This window comes from Solirhodobacter olei (assembly GCF_004010155.1).
GTDB lineage: Bacteria > Pseudomonadota > Alphaproteobacteria > Rhodobacterales > Rhodobacteraceae > Solirhodobacter > Solirhodobacter olei.
This window is the reverse complement of sequence record NZ_RRYH01000017.1, coordinates 110,014-126,468: the sequence shown is the minus strand read 5'-3', so window position 1 is coordinate 126,468 and position 16,455 is coordinate 110,014. Positions and strand designations below refer to the sequence as shown.

Genomic DNA, 16,455 nt, shown 5'->3' with positions numbered 1-16,455 from the left:
CCGTTCCCCATGTTGTAGCAAGCCGGGCGAGCAACTCCAAGCATTTGAAGACCAAAAGCGGGCTGCGTGACCTTCCGGCAATTGCAACCCGTCGCCCGCTCGGGCAAAACACCCGCGACGGAATCGGAGGGGCGCGTGATCGAATTCCAGCATGTCGCCTACAACTACGGCGGCGGCGAGCTTCTGACGGACATCAGCCTGAGGCTGCCGCCGGGCTCATTCCACTTTCTCACCGGGCCGTCCGGCGCGGGCAAATCGACCTTTCTGAAGCTCTGCTACGGCGAGCTTCACCCGACTGCCGGGCGAGTGACGGTGGACGGGGCGGACGTGGCCAAGCTCACGCGCGATGAGGTGGCGAAGGTGCGCCAGCGCATCGGCATGGTGCATCAGGACTGCCGTTTCCTGGACCATCTGCCGCTGGCAGAGAACATCGCCCTGCCGCTGACGGCCACCGGCCGCGAGGTGCCCCAGGCCGATATGGCCGAGTTGATGGGCTGGGTCGGGCTGAAGCCGCTTGCCGATCACCTGCCGCCCTCGCTTTCGGGCGGCGAGCGTCAGAGGGCGGCGCTGGCCCGCGCGGTGATCATGTCGCCCGACGTGATCCTTGCCGACGAGCCGACCGGCAACCTCGACTGGGAAATGTCGCTGAGGCTGCTGACGCTGCTGACGGAGCTGAACAAGATGGGCAAGACCGTGCTGATCGCCACGCATGACATGAACCTGATCCGCAGCGCCAAGTCGCAGGTCTCGGCCCGGGTGCTGCGCATCCGCGACCGCCGCGTGCAGCTTGCGGGGAGCGAGCTGTGAGGCCGTTCCGGGCAGTGGGCGAGCTTCTGCGCGGCGACAGCGGCGCAGACCGGATCGTGCCGCCCTCGGGATTTACCGTCCGCCTGACCAGCTTCACCTCTGCCGCCATGGCCTTTCTCGCCGTTTTCGCGCTGGCGCTGTCGCTGGCCTCGGGGCGGCTGGCCCACCGCTGGTCGGCCGCGCTGGCCGATACCGCGACGATCCGTGTCGCGGCCCCGGCCGGGCAGATGAAGACCCAGGTCGCCAAGGTGATGGAGATCCTGAAGCAGACGCCCGGCGTCACCTCCGCCCGGCCGCTGACCGATGCCGAGCAGAAGAAGCTGCTGGAGCCCTGGTTTGGCCCCGACCTGCCGCTTGACGCGCTGCCGGTGCCGCGGCTGATCGACCTGAGGGTGGCCGACAGCGGCTTCGACGCCGACGGGCTGAAGAACCGGCTGGCGGGCGCCGTGCCGGGCGCGGTGCTGGACGATCACACCCGCTGGCGCGCGCCGCTGGTCGCGGCGGCAGACCGGCTGCGGCTGCTCGGGCTGGTCTGCATCCTGCTGATCGCGGGGGCGACGGCGGCGATGATCACGCTTGCCGCCAATGCGGCGCTGGCTGCCAATGACCAGGTGATCGCCGTCCTGCGCTTGATCGGCGCGCGGGACGTCTATATCGCCCGTGCCTTCATCCGCCGCTTCACGCTGCGCGCGCTCGCCGGCGCGCTGATCGGCACGCTTGCCGGCACCGGCGCCATCGCGCTTCTGCCCGCCGCCAGCGCGGCCGGGGGGTTCCTGACCGGGCTCGGCTTCCAGGGGTTCGGCTGGCTCTGGCCGCTGGTGATCCCGCCGCTGGCCGCCATCGTGGCCTTCGGGGCGACCCGCTCTGCCGCCTTCGCCACGCTGCGGGGGCTGAGCTGATGGGGAACCCGCTGCGCTGGGTGATGTCGCTGCTGTTCATCGTGCAGATGTACGCAATGATGGTGCTGATGGCGGTGTTCTTCACCCCCTGGGCCATCGCCGACCGCCGCGGCGCCTTTGCGGGTGTCCACACCTATTGCCGCTGGGTGCGCTGGACCGCGCGCTGGATGGTGGGGCTGAGGACCGAGATCCGTGGCACGGTGCCCACGGGCGAGGCGCTCATCGCCTCCAAGCACCAGAGCTTTCTGGACATCATCATGATCTGCTCGGTCGCGCCCCGCCCGAAGTTCATCATGAAGCGAGAGCTGATCCGCGCCCCGATCCTGGGCTGGTACGCGCTGCGCATCGGCTGCGTGCCGGTCGACCGCGGACGCCGCGGCGCGGCCATCGCGCAGATGATGAACGGGGTGGCCAGGGGCCGGGACGAGGCCGGGCAGCTTATCATCTACCCCCAGGGCACCCGTGTCGCCCCGGGCGCCAAGCTCGGCTACAAGGTCGGCACCGGGCTTCTTTACGACCAGCTCGGACAGCCCTGCGTGCCGGCCGCGACCAACGTGGGCGTCTTCTGGCCGCGCCACGGCATCTACCGCAAACCCGGCCTCGCCGTGGTCGAATTCCTGCCCGAGATCCCACCCGGAATGGCGGTGGAACCCTTCATGGCGAAGCTGGAAGAGGTGGTGGAAGGGGCGTCGAACCGGCTGATGGCAGAGGCAGGGTTCACCGTCTGAACGCCCGCGCGGGCCTGCCGGTCATGGAGGGGGCGCGACCCCAGGAACGCCGCGCCCCTCGCTGGCGGATAGAACCGTCTCAGATCACCTTGACGTAACCGGCCATGTAGCCCTGGCGGTTCATCGAGTAGGTGTCGCAGGGCATCACGCAGTGCCACTTGAACTCGCCCGCCGCGGCCGGGGTGAAGGTGAAGGTGGTTGTCGTCGGGGTGACGCCATCGCTGCCGGTCTTGTCATGGCCGGCCTTGATCACGACGTTCAGATGCAGGCCCGGCGCGGTGAAGCTGTGCGGCGCGTCGTCGTAGTTGACGAAGACGAGCGTCACCTTCTGGCCAGCCTTCAGCACGAAGTCGGCCGGGAAGAAGGCGTCGTGGTGCTTCTTGTCGGTGCCCATCAGGCCCGCCTGGTCGGCGTAGACGTAGATGGTTTTGGTCGCCGTCGCGGTTTGGGCGTTGGCGGGAACGACGCCGGCCGTCAGGGCGAGGGTCGCAGCAAAGCCTGCCGCAAAAGCGGCATTGAGAGCGGTCTTGATCATGTCAGGTCTCCTGAGTTCCGTCGCATCCCGTTCGGGAGGCGCTTGAGATGCGAAGCATGTTCCTGCTTCGCGGATCGGAATACGCCCGCCTCGGCGGCCAAACGTTGCGATAGGTCAAAGTCCCGCTCGCGATATGATCACGCAAAATAACGTTTTTGTGTGGTCGATTTCCCAGGGCGGATACGGAGGTCAGGGTGAAAACCGGGCCGGGGCAGGGGAGAGGGAATGGAATATATCGAAACGGTGGAAGCGCTTGAAACGCTTTACGGCACGCCGGGCGAGGCCGCGCTGGCCAAGGTCGCGCGGCGGATGACGCCGCTTTACCGCGACTGGATCGCGCGGTCCCGGTTCTGCATCCTTTCGACCGTCGGGCCGGAAGGGACGGATGCGAGCCCGCGCGGCGACGATGGTCCGGTGGTGCGCGAGCTCGACCCCGGAACGCTGGCGCTGCCGGACTGGCAGGGAAACCAGCGAATCGACAGCCTGCGCAACATCCTGCGCGATCCGCGCGTGTCGCTGATGTTCTTCGTGCCCGGGTCGAACAACGTCATCCGCGTCAACGGCCGCGCCCGGCTGACCGCCGATGCCGCGCTTCGGGAAAGCTTCGCGCGCGCGGGCAAGCTGCCGCGCACCGTCGCGGTGATCGAGATCGCCGAGATCTACGCGCAATGCGCCCGCGCCCTGATGCGGGCGCGGTTCTGGACGGCGGGGGACGAGAGCACGGGACTGCCCTCGATGGGCGACCTGCTGCGGGAGATGACCGAGGGGCGTTTCGACGGCGCCGCCTATGACGCGGAATGGCCGGGCCGGGCGGCGCGCTCCTTGTGGTGAGCGCGCGCGCCGTCCAGCCATGCGCAACCGTCAGGCGGCGAGGCCCTTGGCTCCCATGTCGAGGAACTTCTGCCGCCGGTCGCGGATCAGCGCTTCGGGCTTCTTGGAGCCGAGCTCCTTCAGCATGGCGCCGATGGCGGTGCCCACGGCCTCGATCGCGTCCTTCGGCTTGCGCTGGGCGCCACCGAGCGGTTCTTTCACCACGCGGTCGATGACGCCGAGCTGCTGCAGGTCCTGCGCGGTCAGCCGCAGGGCCTCGGCCGCCTCCTGCATCTTGTTGGCGTCCTTCCACAGGATCGACGCGCAGCCTTCCGGCGAGATCACCGAATAGATCGAATGCTCCAGCATCGCGATACGGTTCGCCGTGGCGAAAGCCACCGCGCCGCCCGATCCGCCCTCGCCGATGACGACGGAGACCAGCGGCACGCCGATCTCGAGGCATTTCAGCGTGGCCCGGGCGATCGCCTCGGACTGGCCGCGTTCCTCCGCGCCCTTGCCGGGATAGGCGCCGGGGGTGTCGACGAGGGTGACGACCGGCAGCCGGAAGCGGTGGGCGAGGTCGAGAAGGCGGATCGCCTTTCGGTAGCCCTCGGGCCGGGCCATGCCGAAGTTGCGCTCGATCCGGCTCTTGGTGTCGTTGCCCTTCTCATGGCCGATGACGACCACCGGCGCGTCGTTGAACCGCGCGAGGCCGCCCATCACCGCGTGATCGTCGGCGAAGTTCCGGTCGCCGGCCAGCGGCGTGTATTCGGTGAACAGCGCATTGATGTAGTCGCTGCAATGCGGCCGGTCGGGATGGCGGGCGACAAGGCATTTTTGCCAGGGTGTCAGGCCCTTGTAGAGGTCCTTGAGCAACCCGTCCGCCTTGCGGTCGAGGGCTGCGGCCTCCTTTTCCACGTCCATTTCGGAATTGGAGCGGGCGAGCGCGCGCAGCTCTTCCGCCTTGCCCTCGATCTCGGCGAGCGGCTTTTCGAATTCGAGATAATGCATCTGGGGCTCCCGATCGCGTCGGCACTATATGGCCGGAGGCGCCGGCGATTGCAACTCGGCCCGGCCAAGCGCGCGGCCGCGCGACCTGGCAGGGCCGCAGGCGGCGATATCAACGGTGTAACCGGGGGCCAGACATAGCGACGCCCCGGGTCGACCCCGGGGCGCGCCCTCCTCCCTCGGTCCGGGCGGCCTCCTCTCCGACCCGGACGGGGATTCGCTTGCTGCGGCGCATTCGCGCAGCATCCCGGCAGTGTTGCACGGGATTTGGGCGATCTGTCAACAAAACGTTACACTTTGGAGCAGCATGCCGTGAACCCCTTTGTGGAGCTGGGCATACCGGCAATCGGCACCGGATTTTCCCCCGGATCTGCGGCCCCCGGGGGACTTCAGGCGGCACCGATCATCTCGGCCTGGCGCAGGATCACCTCCGCCTGACGGATCGAGGCAATGTCGACCAGCCGCCCCTTATAGACCGTCGCGCCTTCTCCCCGGGCCTTGGCGGCCTCCATCGCGGCGAGGATCTCCCGCGCCTCGGAGAGCTGGGCGGCGGAGGGGGAGAAGACCTCATTCGCCAGCGCCACCTGCTTGGGATGGATCGCCCATTTGCCCACCATCCCCAGCGTGGCGGAGCGGCGGGCCTGCGCCCGGAACCCCTCGTCATCGGAGAAGTCGCCATATGGCCCGTCGACCGGCAGCAGGCCATGCGTGCGGCAGGCGGCGACAATGGCGGCCTGCGCCCAGTGCCATGGGTCGGCCCAGTGCTTCGCGCCATCGTGGAGCATGTAGTAGTTTTCCTGCGTGCCGCCGATGCCGGTGGTCTGCATTCCCATGGAGGCCGCGAAATCGGCCGCCCCGAGGCTCATGGCCCGCAGCCGGGGGGAGGCGGCGGCGATCTCCTCCACATGGGCGATACCGGCGGCCGATTCGATGATGACCTCGAAGCCGATCGGTCTGGTCCGGCCCGTGGCGCGCTCTACCGCCGTCACCAGCGCGTCGACGGCATAGACATCGGCTGCGCAGCCGACCTTGGGGATCATGATCTGGTCCAGGCGGTCGCCGGCCTGTTCGAGCAGGTCGACCACGTCACGATACCACCAGGGGGTGTCGAGGCCATTGATCCGGACGGAGAGGCACATGCGGCCCCAATCGATCTCTCGCGTGGCGGCGATGACATTGGCGCGGGCGGCGGGCTTGTCATCGGGGGCGACGGAATCCTCGAGGTCGAGGTTCACCACATCGGCCGCGCTTGCCGCCATCTTCGCGAAGATCGCCGGGCGGGAGCCGGGGCCGAAGAGCTGGCAGCGGTTCGGCCGGTCGGGCGGCGCGGGCTGGGGGCGGAAGGACATGCGGTCTCCGTGAAACGATATGTCGTGTGATGTCGAAATTGGGTTATTAAATTGCTCAGTGGATCGCAAGCCTTTTCTGCACCGCAGCGTCACCCCCCCTTCGGCCTGTCACAGCGAGCGCCCACCCGCGTAAGCAACATCATGCACATGCCACCGATCGCAGATCCCTTGCGCGATTCACCCGGCCTGTGGTCGAACTCTCCGCCCTGCCGATCCTGCTTCGCATAATTCTTCGACGATACTGACCAATCATCGAACAATCTTCGCCTGGTCCCTCCCGCACGCGCGAACTCTCCAAAGACATTCGTCGCGCGATCGCCCATCCTGCGCCGAACGACGGAGATGCGCCATGATCGAGACCCCTTACCTGCTCTTCCTCGGGGACGCCCCCGACCAACTCGCCGCCAAGGTCGCCCAGGGCATCCGCGACTGGCGCCCGGAATACGCCGCCGGGCAGTACCGCATGGCGGGCTGCAAGGCCGACATGAAGCTGCCGGACATGGATCTGGCAGAGGCCCATGCCGCCGGCGCCCGCACCTTGGTGATCGGTGTCGCCAACCGCGGCGGCGTGATCTCGGACAGCTGGAAGGCCGTGCTGCACACCGCGCTGGAACAGGGCTTCGACATCGCCTCGGGCCTGCACAACCTGCTGCGCGACGAGCTTGACCTGGTCGAGACCGCGAAGGCCCACGGCCGCACCTTGCATGACGTGCGGGTGCCGTCGGTCAAATACCCGATCGCCAATGGCGTGAAGCGGACGGGCAAGCGCTGCCTTGCCGTGGGCACCGACTGCTCGGTCGGCAAGATGTATACGGCGCTGGCGATGGACAAGGAGATGCGCGAGCGCGGCTTGAAGTCGAGCTTCCGCGCCACCGGCCAGACCGGCATCCTCATCACCGGCGACGGCGTGCCGCTGGACGCGGTGATCGCCGATTTCATGGCCGGGTCCATCGAATACCTGACGCCGGACAACGACCCGGACCACTGGGACCTGATCGAGGGCCAGGGCAGCCTGTTTCATGTCTCCTATTCCGGCGTCACCATGGCGCTGGTCCATGGCGGGCAGCCCGACGCGCTGATCCTGTGCCACGAGCCGACGCGCGCCCATATGCGCGGCCTGCCGGGCTACAAGCTGCCCTCGCTCGAGGCGCTGCGGGACATGGCGCTGCAACTCGCCCGCGTGGCGAACCCGGCCTGCCAGGTGGTCGGCATCTCGGTCAACACCCAGCACCTGTCGGAGGAGGACGCCCGGGCGTACCTTGCCGAGACAGAGGCGCGGATGGGGCTTCCCGCCGTCGACCCGTTCCGGCATGGTGCCGGCAGGCTGGTCGACGCGCTGGCCGCAATCTGACCCTTTTCCCGGGCCCCGCGGCCCTCGGCCCCGCCGAGGCCAGCCGTCGGGCCCGGTGAGGCCCGAGGAGGCGCCGATGCTCACCGTCACCCGCGACACCTTCCGCCTGGCCCAGGTCTTCACCATCTCCCGCGGGTCGCGGACCGAGGCGAAGGTGCTGACCGTCCAGATCGCCCGCGACGGGATCACCGGCCGGGGCGAGTGCGTGCCCTACGCCCGCTACGGCGAAAGCCTCGATTCGGTCGCGGCCCAGATCGAGGGCCTGCCCGAGGGGATCTCGCGCCTGGAACTGCAGGAGGCGCTGCCGCCCGGCGCCGCGCGCAACGCCGTCGACTGCGCGCTGTGGGACTGGGAGGCGAAGCGCGCCGGCAAGCGGGTGTGGGAACTCGCCGGGCTGCCCGCGCCGAAGCCGCAGATCACCGCCTTCACGCTGTCGCTGGACGATCCGGACAACATGCGCGCGGAGGCGGCGAAGAACGCCCATCGCCCGCTTCTGAAGATCAAGCTCGGGACCGCCGATGACATCGCCCGCCTCGCCGCCGTCCGCGCCGGCGCCCCGGGCGCGCGCATCATCGTCGACGCGAACGAGGGCTGGACGACCGACATCTACGCAGATCTCGCCCCGCATCTGGAACGCCTCGGCGTGGCGCTGGTCGAACAGCCGTTGCCCGCCGGTGCCGACGAGGCACTGGCCGAGATCGCCCGCCCCGTCCCGATCTGTGCCGACGAAAGCTGCCATGACCGCGCGACGCTGGCCGATCTCGCCGGCAAGTACGACATGGTGAACATCAAGCTCGACAAGACCGGCGGGCTGACCGAGGCTCTGGCGCTGCGCGATCTCGCCCGCGCCCAGGGCTACGGCGTGATGGTCGGCTGCATGGTCGGATCCTCGCTGGCCATGGCCCCGGCGGTGCTGGCGGCGCAGGGCGCCGAGTATACCGACCTCGACGGGCCGCTCCTGCTGGCCGAGGACCGCGCGACCCCGCTGGAATACGACAGCGCCGGCGTACACCCCCCGAAGCGGGAGCTCTGGGGGTGACCCCAGGCGGCTGCACTTCCGCCCGGCCCAACGTCCGATGAGCCTTCTCGTCACCGTAGGGCAGCCCCGCGAGGGCGCGGCGGCTGCCCGTTTCGCGAAAGAGCTTGCCGGGATCAATCAGGCCCTCGACGAGGCCAAGCTCGACTGGCACCGCGAGCCGGAGGCCGAAGGCCAAGGCTGGCAGGCCACGCTGCCCGGCCCCGAGGCGCTCCATGCGCTGGGCGAGATCGCGGGGCTGATCTGGAAGGGTCGCCCGATCCCCGGGGACCGCCCCATCGACGGGCGCGACACGCCCACGGAGACGGCGCTTTTCGAGGCCATCCTGCCGCATGTCTTCGCCGCCCGACGGCCGCAGCGGCGCATCCTCTTCGGTCGCCGCCGCGTCATCGAGCCGCCGCCCTTCGCGCATCTGACCGTCCATTCCGACAGCGAGGGCGCCTATGTCCCAGCCGACTTCGCGCTGCCCCTGGTGCCGGTGAAGATGCCGAAGGGGACGGAGAGCTACTGGCCCCTCGGTTCCGCCCCCCGCCTCGCAGCCGAACTTGCGCGGATCGCCGAGGCGCTCGGCATCCCGGACGGGCTGACCCACGAGGACCCGGCGCTCGCCGATCTCGCGCCCCGCGCGGGATCCCTCTGGCAGGCGCAGCCGCTTGCGGTCTATAGCTGCCGCGTCCTGCAGGCAGCCTGCGTGAAATCGCTCGCCACAGGCGCCGCGATCTGTTTCGACACCCCCGGGGGCCCGGGCGAAAAGGAAGGATGACCGAGATGAGCCGCACCGTCTATGTCAACGGCGAGTACCTGCCCGAGGAAGAGGCCAAGGTCTCGATCTTCGACCGCGGCTTCCTGATGTCGGATGCCGTTTACGAGGTGACCTCGGTCCTCGGCGGCAAGCTTATCGATTTCGCCGGCCACGCCGCGCGCCTTGCCCGCAGCCTGGGCGAGCTCGACATGGCCTCGCCCTGCTCGGACGAGGAACTGCTGGCGATCCACCGCGAGCTTGTCACCCGGAATGGGATCACGGACGGGATGATCTACCTGCAGGTCACGCGCGGTAACCCGGGCGACCGCGACTTCGCCTTCCCGCCCGCCTCGGTGAAACCGACGCTGGTGCTCTTCACCCAGTCGAAGCCCGGCATGGCCGACAGCCCGATGGCGAAGGTGGGCATGAAGGTGATCTCGATCGAGGACATCCGCTGGGGCCGCCGCGACATCAAGACGGTGCAGCTCCTCTACCCCTCTATGGGCAAGATGATGGCCAAGAAGGCCGGGGCCGACGATGCCTGGCTGGTCGAGGACGGGTACGTCACCGAAGGCACTTCGAACAACGCCTATATCGTCAAGGGCAACAAGGTCATCACCCGCGACCTGTCGGACGACATCCTGCATGGCATCACCCGCGCCGCCGTCCTGCGCTTCGCCCGCGAGGCGCAGATGGAGGTCGAGGAGCGTGCATTCACCATCGACGAGGCGAAGGCGGCCGACGAGGCCTTTATCACCTCCGCCTCCACCTTCGTCATGCCGGTGGTGGAGATGGACGGCACGGCGATCGGCACCGGCAAGCCCGGACCCGTCGCCGCCCGGCTGCGCGAGATCTACCTCGACGAGATGCGCAAGGCCGCGATCTGAGGCGCGGCCTCGCGCTGGTGGTTCAGGCCGGGAGGCCGGGCCTCAGCCCTTGCGGGCGATGATCTGGACGGGGGCCACCAGGCCCGCCTCCAGCGCGGCGATCATGTTGGCGAGCTTCACCGGCGCATCGGGCCCCATCAACAGGTGCAGGCCCAGCGGCGGTGGTCCGGCCTCGGCCATCCGCGCCCTCATCTTTCGGAACATGGCCAGGGCCATCTCTGCCCGGTTCTCCTCTCCCTCGACGGTGAAGCCTGCTGCCTTCAGCGCCGTGCGGTAGCCCGCCGGGGAGGTCAGGAACGAGACCTGCGGGTTCCCCGCCCAGGGGACGGGGAAGGAGAGCTCGCCCGGCCCGCCGCGCATCACGTCATAGACCGCGAAGATCCCGCCGGGTTTCAGCGCCCGGGCCACGCCGGCGAAGACGCCCGCCTTGTCGGGGATGTTCATGCCGACATGCAGCATCACCGCCGCGTCGAAGCTTTCCGGCGCGAATGGCAGGGCGGTGGCGTTGGCGATCTGAAGATGGACCCGGTCGGCCATCCCCAGCTCTGCGGTCAGCGCCTGGCCGACGGCGATGAAATCGGGCGTCAGGTCCACGCCCTCGACCCGCGCGCCGCAGGCGGCGGCGAGGTGGCGCGCCGTCCCGCCGATGCCGCAGCCGACGTCGAGCACGAGCGCCCCGGGGGCAAGGCCCATCGCCTCCGCCAGCGCCTGGGTCGCCGGCCGCCCGCCCATGTGGAACTCGTCCACCGCGCCGAGTTTCTCCGCCGCGCTGCCCTCGGCGCCCTCCAGCCGGGCAAGACCCGCCCGGATCGCGTCTTCCAGCCCCGCCCGGGCATAATACGCGGCAATGGCCCCGTCCCGGGCGGCCCCGTCCTCGTCGATGGCGGCGTCCATGAAAACCTCCGTTTCACATGAACCTGCAGCCTCGCATTCCCGCCCCGGGGCCGTCCACTTCACAGTCTGTAGTTGAGGCGGGGCGGGCGGGTTCCGGCCAGCCCCGGCCCGGCTCATTGCGTGCCGGGGCCTCTTACGCCGGCGCCCTCTTTGCCGCGGGCCGGTCCAGATCCGGCAGGAACGCCGCCAGAAGCCCGATCGCCGGCAGGACCGAACAGATCTGGTAGACGAAATCGATCCCCTTCCAGTCCGCAACCACCCCAAGAAGCGCGGCCCCGAGCCCGCCGATCCCGAAGGCCAGGCCGAAGAACAGCCCCGAGACGGTGCCTACCCGCCCGGGCAGAAGCTCCTGCCCGTAAACGACGATGGAGGGGAAGGCGGAGGACAGGATCACCCCGATCACCCCGCTCAGCACCACCGTCGCGGGAAGGCCGACATGCGGCAGCGCCAGCGAGAAGGGCAGGGTGCCGAGGATCGAGCCCCAGATCACCGCCTTGCGCCCGATCCGGTCGCCCACCGGCCCGCCGATCATCGTGCCCACGGCCATCCCGGCGAGGAAGACGAACAGCGCCAGCTGGGCCTTGTGCTCTGCCAGCCCGAAGTGATGCATCAGGTAGAAGATGTAATAGCTGGTGATGCTGGCGATGTAGAAATACTTCGACATGATCAGCGCGAGGAGCAGCGCCATCACGCCCGCGATCTCGCGCCGCGACCGCGCCGGCGCCCCGGTCGTCCGTGCCGCCGGCCGCGACCGCAGGTGTTTCTGGTACCAGCGCCCCAGGCCGCTCATCACCACCACGCCCAGAAGCGCCGCGAGGGAGAACCACGCCAGGCTCTCCCGTCCCCGGGGCAGCACGAAGAAGGCCACCGCCAGCGGCCCGAGCGCGGTGCCGGAATTGCCGCCGATCTGGAAGATCGACTGCGCCAGCCCGTGCGACCCGCCCGAGGCCAGCCGCGCCAGCCGAGAAGTCTCCGGATGGAAGATCGACGACCCGATCCCGAGCAGAACCGCCCCCGCGAGCAGTGCCGAGTAGTGGCCGGCATAGGCCACCGTCAGCACCCCGGCGAGCGAGGAGGCCATCCCGAAGGGCAGCGAATAGGGCAGCGGGCGGCGGTCGGTATAGAATCCCACCAGCGGCTGAAGCAACGATCCGGTTACCTGGAATGTCATGGTTAGAAGCCCGATCTGCGCGAAGCTCAGGCTCAGCCCGCCCTTGAAGAGCGGGTAGGAGGCGAGAAACAGCGACTGCATCAGGTCGTTGAGGAAATGGCACAGGCTTGCCGCCGCCAGCGCGGTGAAGACCGGACCCGCCGGGGCGTTCCGGCCGTTTGCTTGACTGCTCATCTCTCGCTCTCCGACTGGGCGCTGCCCGATGGTCTACCCGGCTGGACGCAGGCCCGCTACCGGGATAGGGTCAAAGAGTTACGAGACTGGGCCATGCCGCTGCCGCCGCCGATCTATCCCGCGCTTCCCGAAAGCCCCCGCCCGGTCATCGCCCGGGCGAGCGACCTGCCCGGCGGTCATGTGATCGCCCCGCACCGGCACGATCGGGCGCAGCTTCTTTACGGCTCGACCGGGGTCGTGCTTGCCACCACGCCCGACGGAAGCTGGATGATGCCGCCGGAGCGCGGGCTATGGATCCCGGCGGAAACCGAGCATTCGGTGCAGACCTTCGGCAAGGTGCAGACCCACAGCCTTTATTTCGACCCTGCGATCCTGCCCGCGATGCCCGCCCGCTGCCGCGTCCTCGGCATCCCGCCGCTGATGCGCGCGCTTCTGGCCGAGGCGGTGGCGCTGCCGCGGGCCTATGACGAGGCCGGACGCGACGGCGCGCTGATGGCGCTGATCCTGGCCGAACTGCCCCGGCTGCCTGCGCTGCCGCTGTCCCTGCCGCTGCCGCGCACGGCGGCGCTGGCGCGGCGCTGCCGGGCCTTTCTTTCGCGCCCCGACCCGCATGACCGGATCGAGGACTGGGCGCGGGCGCTGGGCATGAGCCGCCGCACCTTCACCCGCGCCTTCAAGCGGGAAACCGGTCTGAGCTTCGTCGCCTGGCGGCAGCAGGCCTGCGTGATGGCGGCGCTGCCGCGGCTGGCGGCCGGCGACGCCGTGACCACCATCGCCATCGACCTCGGCTACGAGAACCCGGCCGCCTTCACAGCGATGTTCCGCCGCACGCTGGGCGCCAGCCCGCGCGAGTATCTCGGGCGGCGGTAGGCCGGGGCGCGGTCCGCCCCCGTCACGCCGGCGCCACCTGCACGACATGCACCGTCACCGCGGCGTAGAAGACGAGGCTCGCCGCCAGCACCAGCGCATGCCAGATCGTGTAATGGAACGGCAGCCGCTCGCAGAGGAAGAACACCACCCCCAGCGTGTAGAGCGCGCCGCCCGTCACGATCAGCGCGAGGACCGGCGCCGAAAGTGCCCCGAACACTCCGGCGCCGAAGATGATCCCGGCCCAGCCCATCCCGAGGTAGAGCGCCAGCGCCACCCAGCGCAGCCGCCTGGGCGAAGCGACCTTGAGCCCGATCCCGGCCAGCGCAGCGGTCCAGAGCCCGGCCAGCAGATAGCCGCCATGCCCGCCCGGACCCAGCGTGAACGGCATGTAGGTGGCCGCGATCTTGGCATAGATCGCCGAATGGTCGAGCCGACGTAGCAGGCCCCGCCACCGCCTCTGCCCGACGGTGTTGTAGAGCGCCGAGAACAGGATCATCGCGGCCAGCGTCGCGCCATAGACGGTCACGCCGAAAAGCAGCCAGCCCCGGGTGCCGAGCCCCACCGCCAGCGCGATCAGCGCCGGCACCGCGACCCCGACCGCGACAAGTCCGGCGGCATGGACAACCACGTCGCTCACGCGCTCGGCATGGCTGTAGCTCGATCTGGGTTTCAGGTGCTGGGCCATCCTGCACAGATAGGAAGCCCGCGGCCCGTCACCTATCGCCGGCGCGCGGAAATCCGCCCGGCTCAGCCCGGCTTGTGCGCCACCAGGCCGACGACGGCGGAGCGGCCGGCATGGCCCGGGCCTTCGTCCATCTCGACGACCTCCTCGGCCAGGTGGTCGATCTGCCAGTCGCCGAAGGCGTCGTGCAGCATCGCGGCGGTATAGAGGTTCTCGAGGACACGCGGCCCGCCGGTGCCATACTCCAGCTGCTTCGGGGTATAGCCCTGGATGATCAGCACGCCGCCGGGCTTCAGCGTCCGCCGCATGCCGGCCCATTTCAGCGGCCGCTCGGCGGGAGAAGAGAATTGCGTGAAGATCTCCACCACCGCGTCGAAGGCCGCTTCGGGATAGTCCCAGTGATGCACATCGACCTGCACGAATTCCGGTGTCACGCCGTAGCGTTCCGCCAGCCGCCGAGCCTTGGCCTGCGCGGCGGGCGAGAAATCGAGCGAGAGCACGTCATGCCCCTGCCGCGCCAGCCAGACGCCGTTGCGCCCCTCGCCATCGGCTACGGCCAGAACCCGGGACCGCGGCGGGATCGCCCCCGCCTGGGCCACAAGGAACGCGTTCGGCGCCTCGCCGAAGACATAGTCCTCGGTCGCGGCGAACCGCGACTGCCACATCTCGAACTGCTGATCCGTCACGGCACGTCTCCCGCCTTGCGAAGATTGGCCCAGCCCCGGCCCTGTCCTATCAGAGCGCCGCGACCCTGTCATGCGCCGGACAGGTCACGAGATGGTCGTTCACCATCCCCACCGCCTGCATGAAGGCATAGACAATCACCGGGCCGCAGAACTTGAACCCCTCCGCCTTCAAAGCCTTCGACATCCGCACCGAAAGGTCGGTCTGCGTCGGGATGTCGCCGCCCTGCCGCCGGGTCTGGATCGGCTTGCCGCCGACCATGGACCACAGGAAGGGGGAGAAGCCCTCCCGCGCCTCGATCCGTTCCCAGGCCCGGGCACCAGCGATCGCCGCCTCGATCTTGGCGCGGCTCCGCACGATGCCGGCATCGCCCAATAGCCGCTCCACATCCGCCTCCCCCCAGCGCGCGATGCGATGCGGGTCGAATCCTTCGAAGGCCGCGCGGAACGCATCGCGCTTGCGCAGGATGGTGATCCAGGCCAGCCCGGCCTGGAATCCGTCCAGCACCAGCTTTTCGTAAAGCGCGCGGCCGTCGTATTCCGGCACCCCCCATTCGTGGTCGTGGTAGTCGACGTAAAGCGGATCCGTCCCGCACCATGCGCAGCGTTCCATGCCGCCTCCTTGCCCGATCGATCTGGCCCCGGTGACTTGGCCCGGGTGATTTGCGCGAAATTAGAACAAAACGAGACCTTTCACCAGTTCTTTACCCCGCTGCCGGATGCTGAGCCCATCTGGATGGAGGGCCAGCGATGTCGGACGCAATGGGGCTTGATCTGCGCAAGCCGGGGCCGGAAAAACCCTCGGGCCTCTCCGCGGAGGAGCAGTCGCGCGAAACCCTGGCCCTGGTGCGCCGCGCGCTGGACCGGCGGCGCGTGATGCTGGCCTATCAACCCGTCGTGCAGGCCCGCGATCCGGCCCGCATCGGGTTCCACGAAGGGCTGATCCGCATCCTTGACGACGACGGCCGCGTTTTGCCCGCCCAGGCCTTCATCGGCGCGGTCGAAGCCACGGAAACCGGGCGCGTCATCGACTGCTGCGCGCTTGAACTGGGTCTGGGCGCGCTGGCGCGGGAACCGGCGCTGCGCCTGGCCATCAACATGTCTGCCCGCTCCATCGGTGACCCGCGCTGGAACCGCACCCTGGCCGAGGGGCTGGACCGGGACGCCACCATCGCCGAGCGGCTGATCCTCGAGATCACCGAGGCCTCCGCCATGCTGATGCCCGATGCCGTCTCTGATTTCATGGACGAGCTGAAGCGCTGCGGCATCACCTTCGCGCTTGACGATTTCGGTGCCGGCTACACGGCCTTCCGCTATTTCAAGGATTTCTACTTCGACATCCTGAAGATCGATGGCCAGTTCATCCGCAACATCCATGCCGATCCCGACAACCAGGTGCTGACCCGGGCGATGATCGGCATCGCCCGGCATTACGACATGTTCACCGTCGCCGAGTTCGTCGAGGACCGGCGCGACGCCGACTTCCTCGCCCGAAACGGAATCGACGGCCTGCAGGGCTACCTTTTCGGCATGCCGGCCACGCTGCCGCCGTGGAAGGCCGAAGAGCGCAGGCGCAGCGCCTGAGTGAGGCCGCCAGGACCTGCGCCGAAAGCCCAGACCCCGCGGCAGCGGCGCCTGGCCCGCCATCACCTTCGCGCGATCCCGTGGCCGGCAGCCGTCCTTTCGCCGCGGCGCAGCGGGCTCTCGCCCGCCGGGCGTTTGCGTCGCAGCCCGGCCCCCGGGTTGCGTCATTGCGTTCCAACTCGCATCGGAATAGGAAATATGCTGCATAGCAGCGCGAGGCCGCCGTCCGGCCCGGCTGCGCGGCC

Annotated in this window: 18 protein-coding genes; 10 read left to right on the top strand and 8 right to left on the bottom strand. The window is 69.0% G+C overall.

All coding sequences use genetic code 11. The annotated features are described in order from the left end of the window. The first annotated feature begins 135 nt into the window (after positions 1-135). Genes EIP85_RS13375 through EIP85_RS13365 form a run of 3 tightly spaced genes read left to right on the top strand, consistent with a single transcriptional unit; the run spans position 136 to position 2,434 of the window. Positions 136-807 (top strand): cell division ATP-binding protein FtsE, encoded by a 672-nt coding sequence (locus EIP85_RS13375; protein WP_127902689.1) that lies wholly within the window; start codon positions 136-138, stop codon positions 805-807. Next, entirely contained in the window at positions 804-1,706 is a 903-nt protein-coding gene (locus tag EIP85_RS13370; RefSeq protein ID WP_127902688.1) for a cell division protein FtsX, read from the top strand. Before EIP85_RS13375 ends, EIP85_RS13370 begins: the two co-directional genes overlap by 4 nt. After that, positions 1,706-2,434, top strand: a complete 729-nt coding sequence (locus EIP85_RS13365; RefSeq protein WP_127902687.1) for a lysophospholipid acyltransferase family protein — start codon at positions 1,706-1,708, stop codon at positions 2,432-2,434. Before EIP85_RS13370 ends, EIP85_RS13365 begins: the two co-directional genes overlap by 1 nt. Before the next feature lie 79 nt (positions 2,435-2,513). Here EIP85_RS13365 and EIP85_RS13360 read toward each other — a convergent pair whose 3' ends face one another. Beyond that, a complete protein-coding gene (locus EIP85_RS13360) occupies positions 2,514-2,969 on the bottom strand; it encodes a cupredoxin domain-containing protein (RefSeq protein ID WP_127902686.1) in 456 nt (151 codons plus the stop codon). 225 nt (positions 2,970-3,194) lie between these two features. On the opposite strand from EIP85_RS13360, the gene EIP85_RS13355 reads away from it, so the two are divergent. Continuing rightward, a complete protein-coding gene (locus EIP85_RS13355; RefSeq protein ID WP_127902685.1) occupies positions 3,195-3,800 on the top strand; it encodes a pyridoxamine 5'-phosphate oxidase family protein in 606 nt (201 codons plus the stop codon). Between the two features lie 30 nt (positions 3,801-3,830). On the opposite strand, the gene EIP85_RS13350 is transcribed toward EIP85_RS13355, so the two are convergent. Both EIP85_RS13350 and EIP85_RS13345 read right to left on the bottom strand, forming a co-directional pair. Beyond that, entirely contained in the window at positions 3,831-4,790 is a 960-nt protein-coding gene (locus EIP85_RS13350) for an acetyl-CoA carboxylase carboxyltransferase subunit alpha (protein WP_127902684.1), read from the bottom strand. Between the two features lie 386 nt (positions 4,791-5,176). Next, the gene (locus tag EIP85_RS13345) at positions 5,177-6,136 is read right to left on the bottom strand and encodes an L-malyl-CoA/beta-methylmalyl-CoA lyase (RefSeq protein ID WP_127902683.1); all 960 of its coding nucleotides are present in this window, start codon (positions 6,134-6,136) and stop codon (positions 5,177-5,179) included. Between the two features lie 349 nt (positions 6,137-6,485). On the opposite strand from EIP85_RS13345, the gene dgcN reads away from it, so the two are divergent. From dgcN to EIP85_RS13325, 4 genes are all read left to right on the top strand, one after another. Beyond that, entirely contained in the window at positions 6,486-7,487 is a 1,002-nt protein-coding gene (gene dgcN / locus EIP85_RS13340; protein ID WP_127902682.1) for an N-acetyltransferase DgcN, read from the top strand. Positions 7,488-7,563: 76 nt separating this feature from the next. Then, a complete protein-coding gene (gene dgcA / locus EIP85_RS13335) occupies positions 7,564-8,526 on the top strand; it encodes an N-acetyl-D-Glu racemase DgcA (RefSeq protein ID WP_127902681.1) in 963 nt (320 codons plus the stop codon). 37 nt (positions 8,527-8,563) lie between these two features. Next, the gene (locus tag EIP85_RS13330; protein WP_127902680.1) at positions 8,564-9,286 is read left to right on the top strand and encodes a hypothetical protein; all 723 of its coding nucleotides are present in this window, start codon (positions 8,564-8,566) and stop codon (positions 9,284-9,286) included. A 5-nt stretch (positions 9,287-9,291) separates the two neighbouring features. Beyond that, positions 9,292-10,152 carry a D-amino-acid transaminase gene (locus EIP85_RS13325; RefSeq protein ID WP_127902679.1) on the top strand — a complete coding sequence of 287 codons (861 nt, stop codon included), beginning with the start codon at positions 9,292-9,294 and terminating at the stop codon, positions 10,150-10,152. Positions 10,153-10,194: 42 nt separating this feature from the next. On the opposite strand, the gene EIP85_RS13320 is transcribed toward EIP85_RS13325, so the two are convergent. Next, positions 10,195-11,046: a class I SAM-dependent methyltransferase gene (locus EIP85_RS13320; protein WP_127902678.1), complete on the bottom strand. Its 852-nt coding sequence runs from the start codon at positions 11,044-11,046 to the stop codon at positions 10,195-10,197. A 133-nt stretch (positions 11,047-11,179) separates the two neighbouring features. Beyond that, entirely contained in the window at positions 11,180-12,391 is a 1,212-nt protein-coding gene (locus EIP85_RS13315; protein ID WP_127902677.1) for an MFS transporter, read from the bottom strand. A gap of 93 nt (positions 12,392-12,484) precedes the next feature. Between EIP85_RS13315 and EIP85_RS13310 the strand changes: the two genes are divergently transcribed. Further along, entirely contained in the window at positions 12,485-13,261 is a 777-nt protein-coding gene (locus tag EIP85_RS13310; protein WP_127902676.1) for an AraC family transcriptional regulator, read from the top strand. A gap of 22 nt (positions 13,262-13,283) precedes the next feature. Here EIP85_RS13310 and trhA read toward each other — a convergent pair whose 3' ends face one another. The 3 genes from trhA to EIP85_RS13295 form a co-directional block, all read right to left on the bottom strand. Then, the gene (gene trhA, locus EIP85_RS13305) at positions 13,284-13,946 is read right to left on the bottom strand and encodes a PAQR family membrane homeostasis protein TrhA (protein ID WP_127902675.1); all 663 of its coding nucleotides are present in this window, start codon (positions 13,944-13,946) and stop codon (positions 13,284-13,286) included. Positions 13,947-14,008: 62 nt separating this feature from the next. Then, entirely contained in the window at positions 14,009-14,629 is a 621-nt protein-coding gene (locus EIP85_RS13300) for a class I SAM-dependent methyltransferase (RefSeq protein ID WP_241560008.1), read from the bottom strand. Between the two features lie 49 nt (positions 14,630-14,678). After that, on the bottom strand, positions 14,679-15,239 hold the full coding sequence (locus EIP85_RS13295; protein WP_127902674.1) for a DNA-3-methyladenine glycosylase I: 561 nt from the start codon (positions 15,237-15,239) through the stop codon (positions 14,679-14,681). A 137-nt stretch (positions 15,240-15,376) separates the two neighbouring features. Between EIP85_RS13295 and EIP85_RS13290 the strand changes: the two genes are divergently transcribed. Next, the gene (locus EIP85_RS13290; protein WP_241560007.1) at positions 15,377-16,210 is read left to right on the top strand and encodes an EAL domain-containing protein; all 834 of its coding nucleotides are present in this window, start codon (positions 15,377-15,379) and stop codon (positions 16,208-16,210) included. The last annotated feature ends 245 nt before the right edge of the window (positions 16,211-16,455 follow it).

Excerpts from the sequence above, each read along its gene's own strand:
- EIP85_RS13320 (WP_127902678.1), bottom strand. The coding sequence starts at position 11,046 with ATGGACGCCGCCATCGACGAGGACGGGGCCGCCCGGGACGGGGCCATT.
- EIP85_RS13345 (WP_127902683.1), bottom strand. The coding sequence starts at position 6,136 with ATGTCCTTCCGCCCCCAGCCCGCGCCGCCCGACCGGCCGAACCGCTGC.
- EIP85_RS13290 (WP_241560007.1), top strand. The coding sequence starts at position 15,377 with ATGTCGGACGCAATGGGGCTTGATCTGCGCAAGCCGGGGCCGGAAAAA.
- trhA (WP_127902675.1), bottom strand. The coding sequence starts at position 13,946 with ATGGCCCAGCACCTGAAACCCAGATCGAGCTACAGCCATGCCGAGCGC.
- EIP85_RS13315 (WP_127902677.1), bottom strand. The coding sequence starts at position 12,391 with ATGAGCAGTCAAGCAAACGGCCGGAACGCCCCGGCGGGTCCGGTCTTC.
- EIP85_RS13325 (WP_127902679.1), top strand. The coding sequence starts at position 9,292 with ATGAGCCGCACCGTCTATGTCAACGGCGAGTACCTGCCCGAGGAAGAG.
- EIP85_RS13330 (WP_127902680.1), top strand. The coding sequence starts at position 8,564 with ATGAGCCTTCTCGTCACCGTAGGGCAGCCCCGCGAGGGCGCGGCGGCT.
- EIP85_RS13310 (WP_127902676.1), top strand. The coding sequence starts at position 12,485 with ATGCCGCTGCCGCCGCCGATCTATCCCGCGCTTCCCGAAAGCCCCCGC.
- EIP85_RS13295 (WP_127902674.1), bottom strand. The coding sequence starts at position 15,239 with ATGGAACGCTGCGCATGGTGCGGGACGGATCCGCTTTACGTCGACTAC.
- dgcA (WP_127902681.1), top strand. The coding sequence starts at position 7,564 with ATGCTCACCGTCACCCGCGACACCTTCCGCCTGGCCCAGGTCTTCACC.
- dgcN (WP_127902682.1), top strand. The coding sequence starts at position 6,486 with ATGATCGAGACCCCTTACCTGCTCTTCCTCGGGGACGCCCCCGACCAA.
- EIP85_RS13365 (WP_127902687.1), top strand. The coding sequence starts at position 1,706 with ATGGGGAACCCGCTGCGCTGGGTGATGTCGCTGCTGTTCATCGTGCAG.
- EIP85_RS13350 (WP_127902684.1), bottom strand. The coding sequence starts at position 4,790 with ATGCATTATCTCGAATTCGAAAAGCCGCTCGCCGAGATCGAGGGCAAG.
- EIP85_RS13360 (WP_127902686.1), bottom strand. The coding sequence starts at position 2,969 with ATGATCAAGACCGCTCTCAATGCCGCTTTTGCGGCAGGCTTTGCTGCG.
- EIP85_RS13355 (WP_127902685.1), top strand. The coding sequence starts at position 3,195 with ATGGAATATATCGAAACGGTGGAAGCGCTTGAAACGCTTTACGGCACG.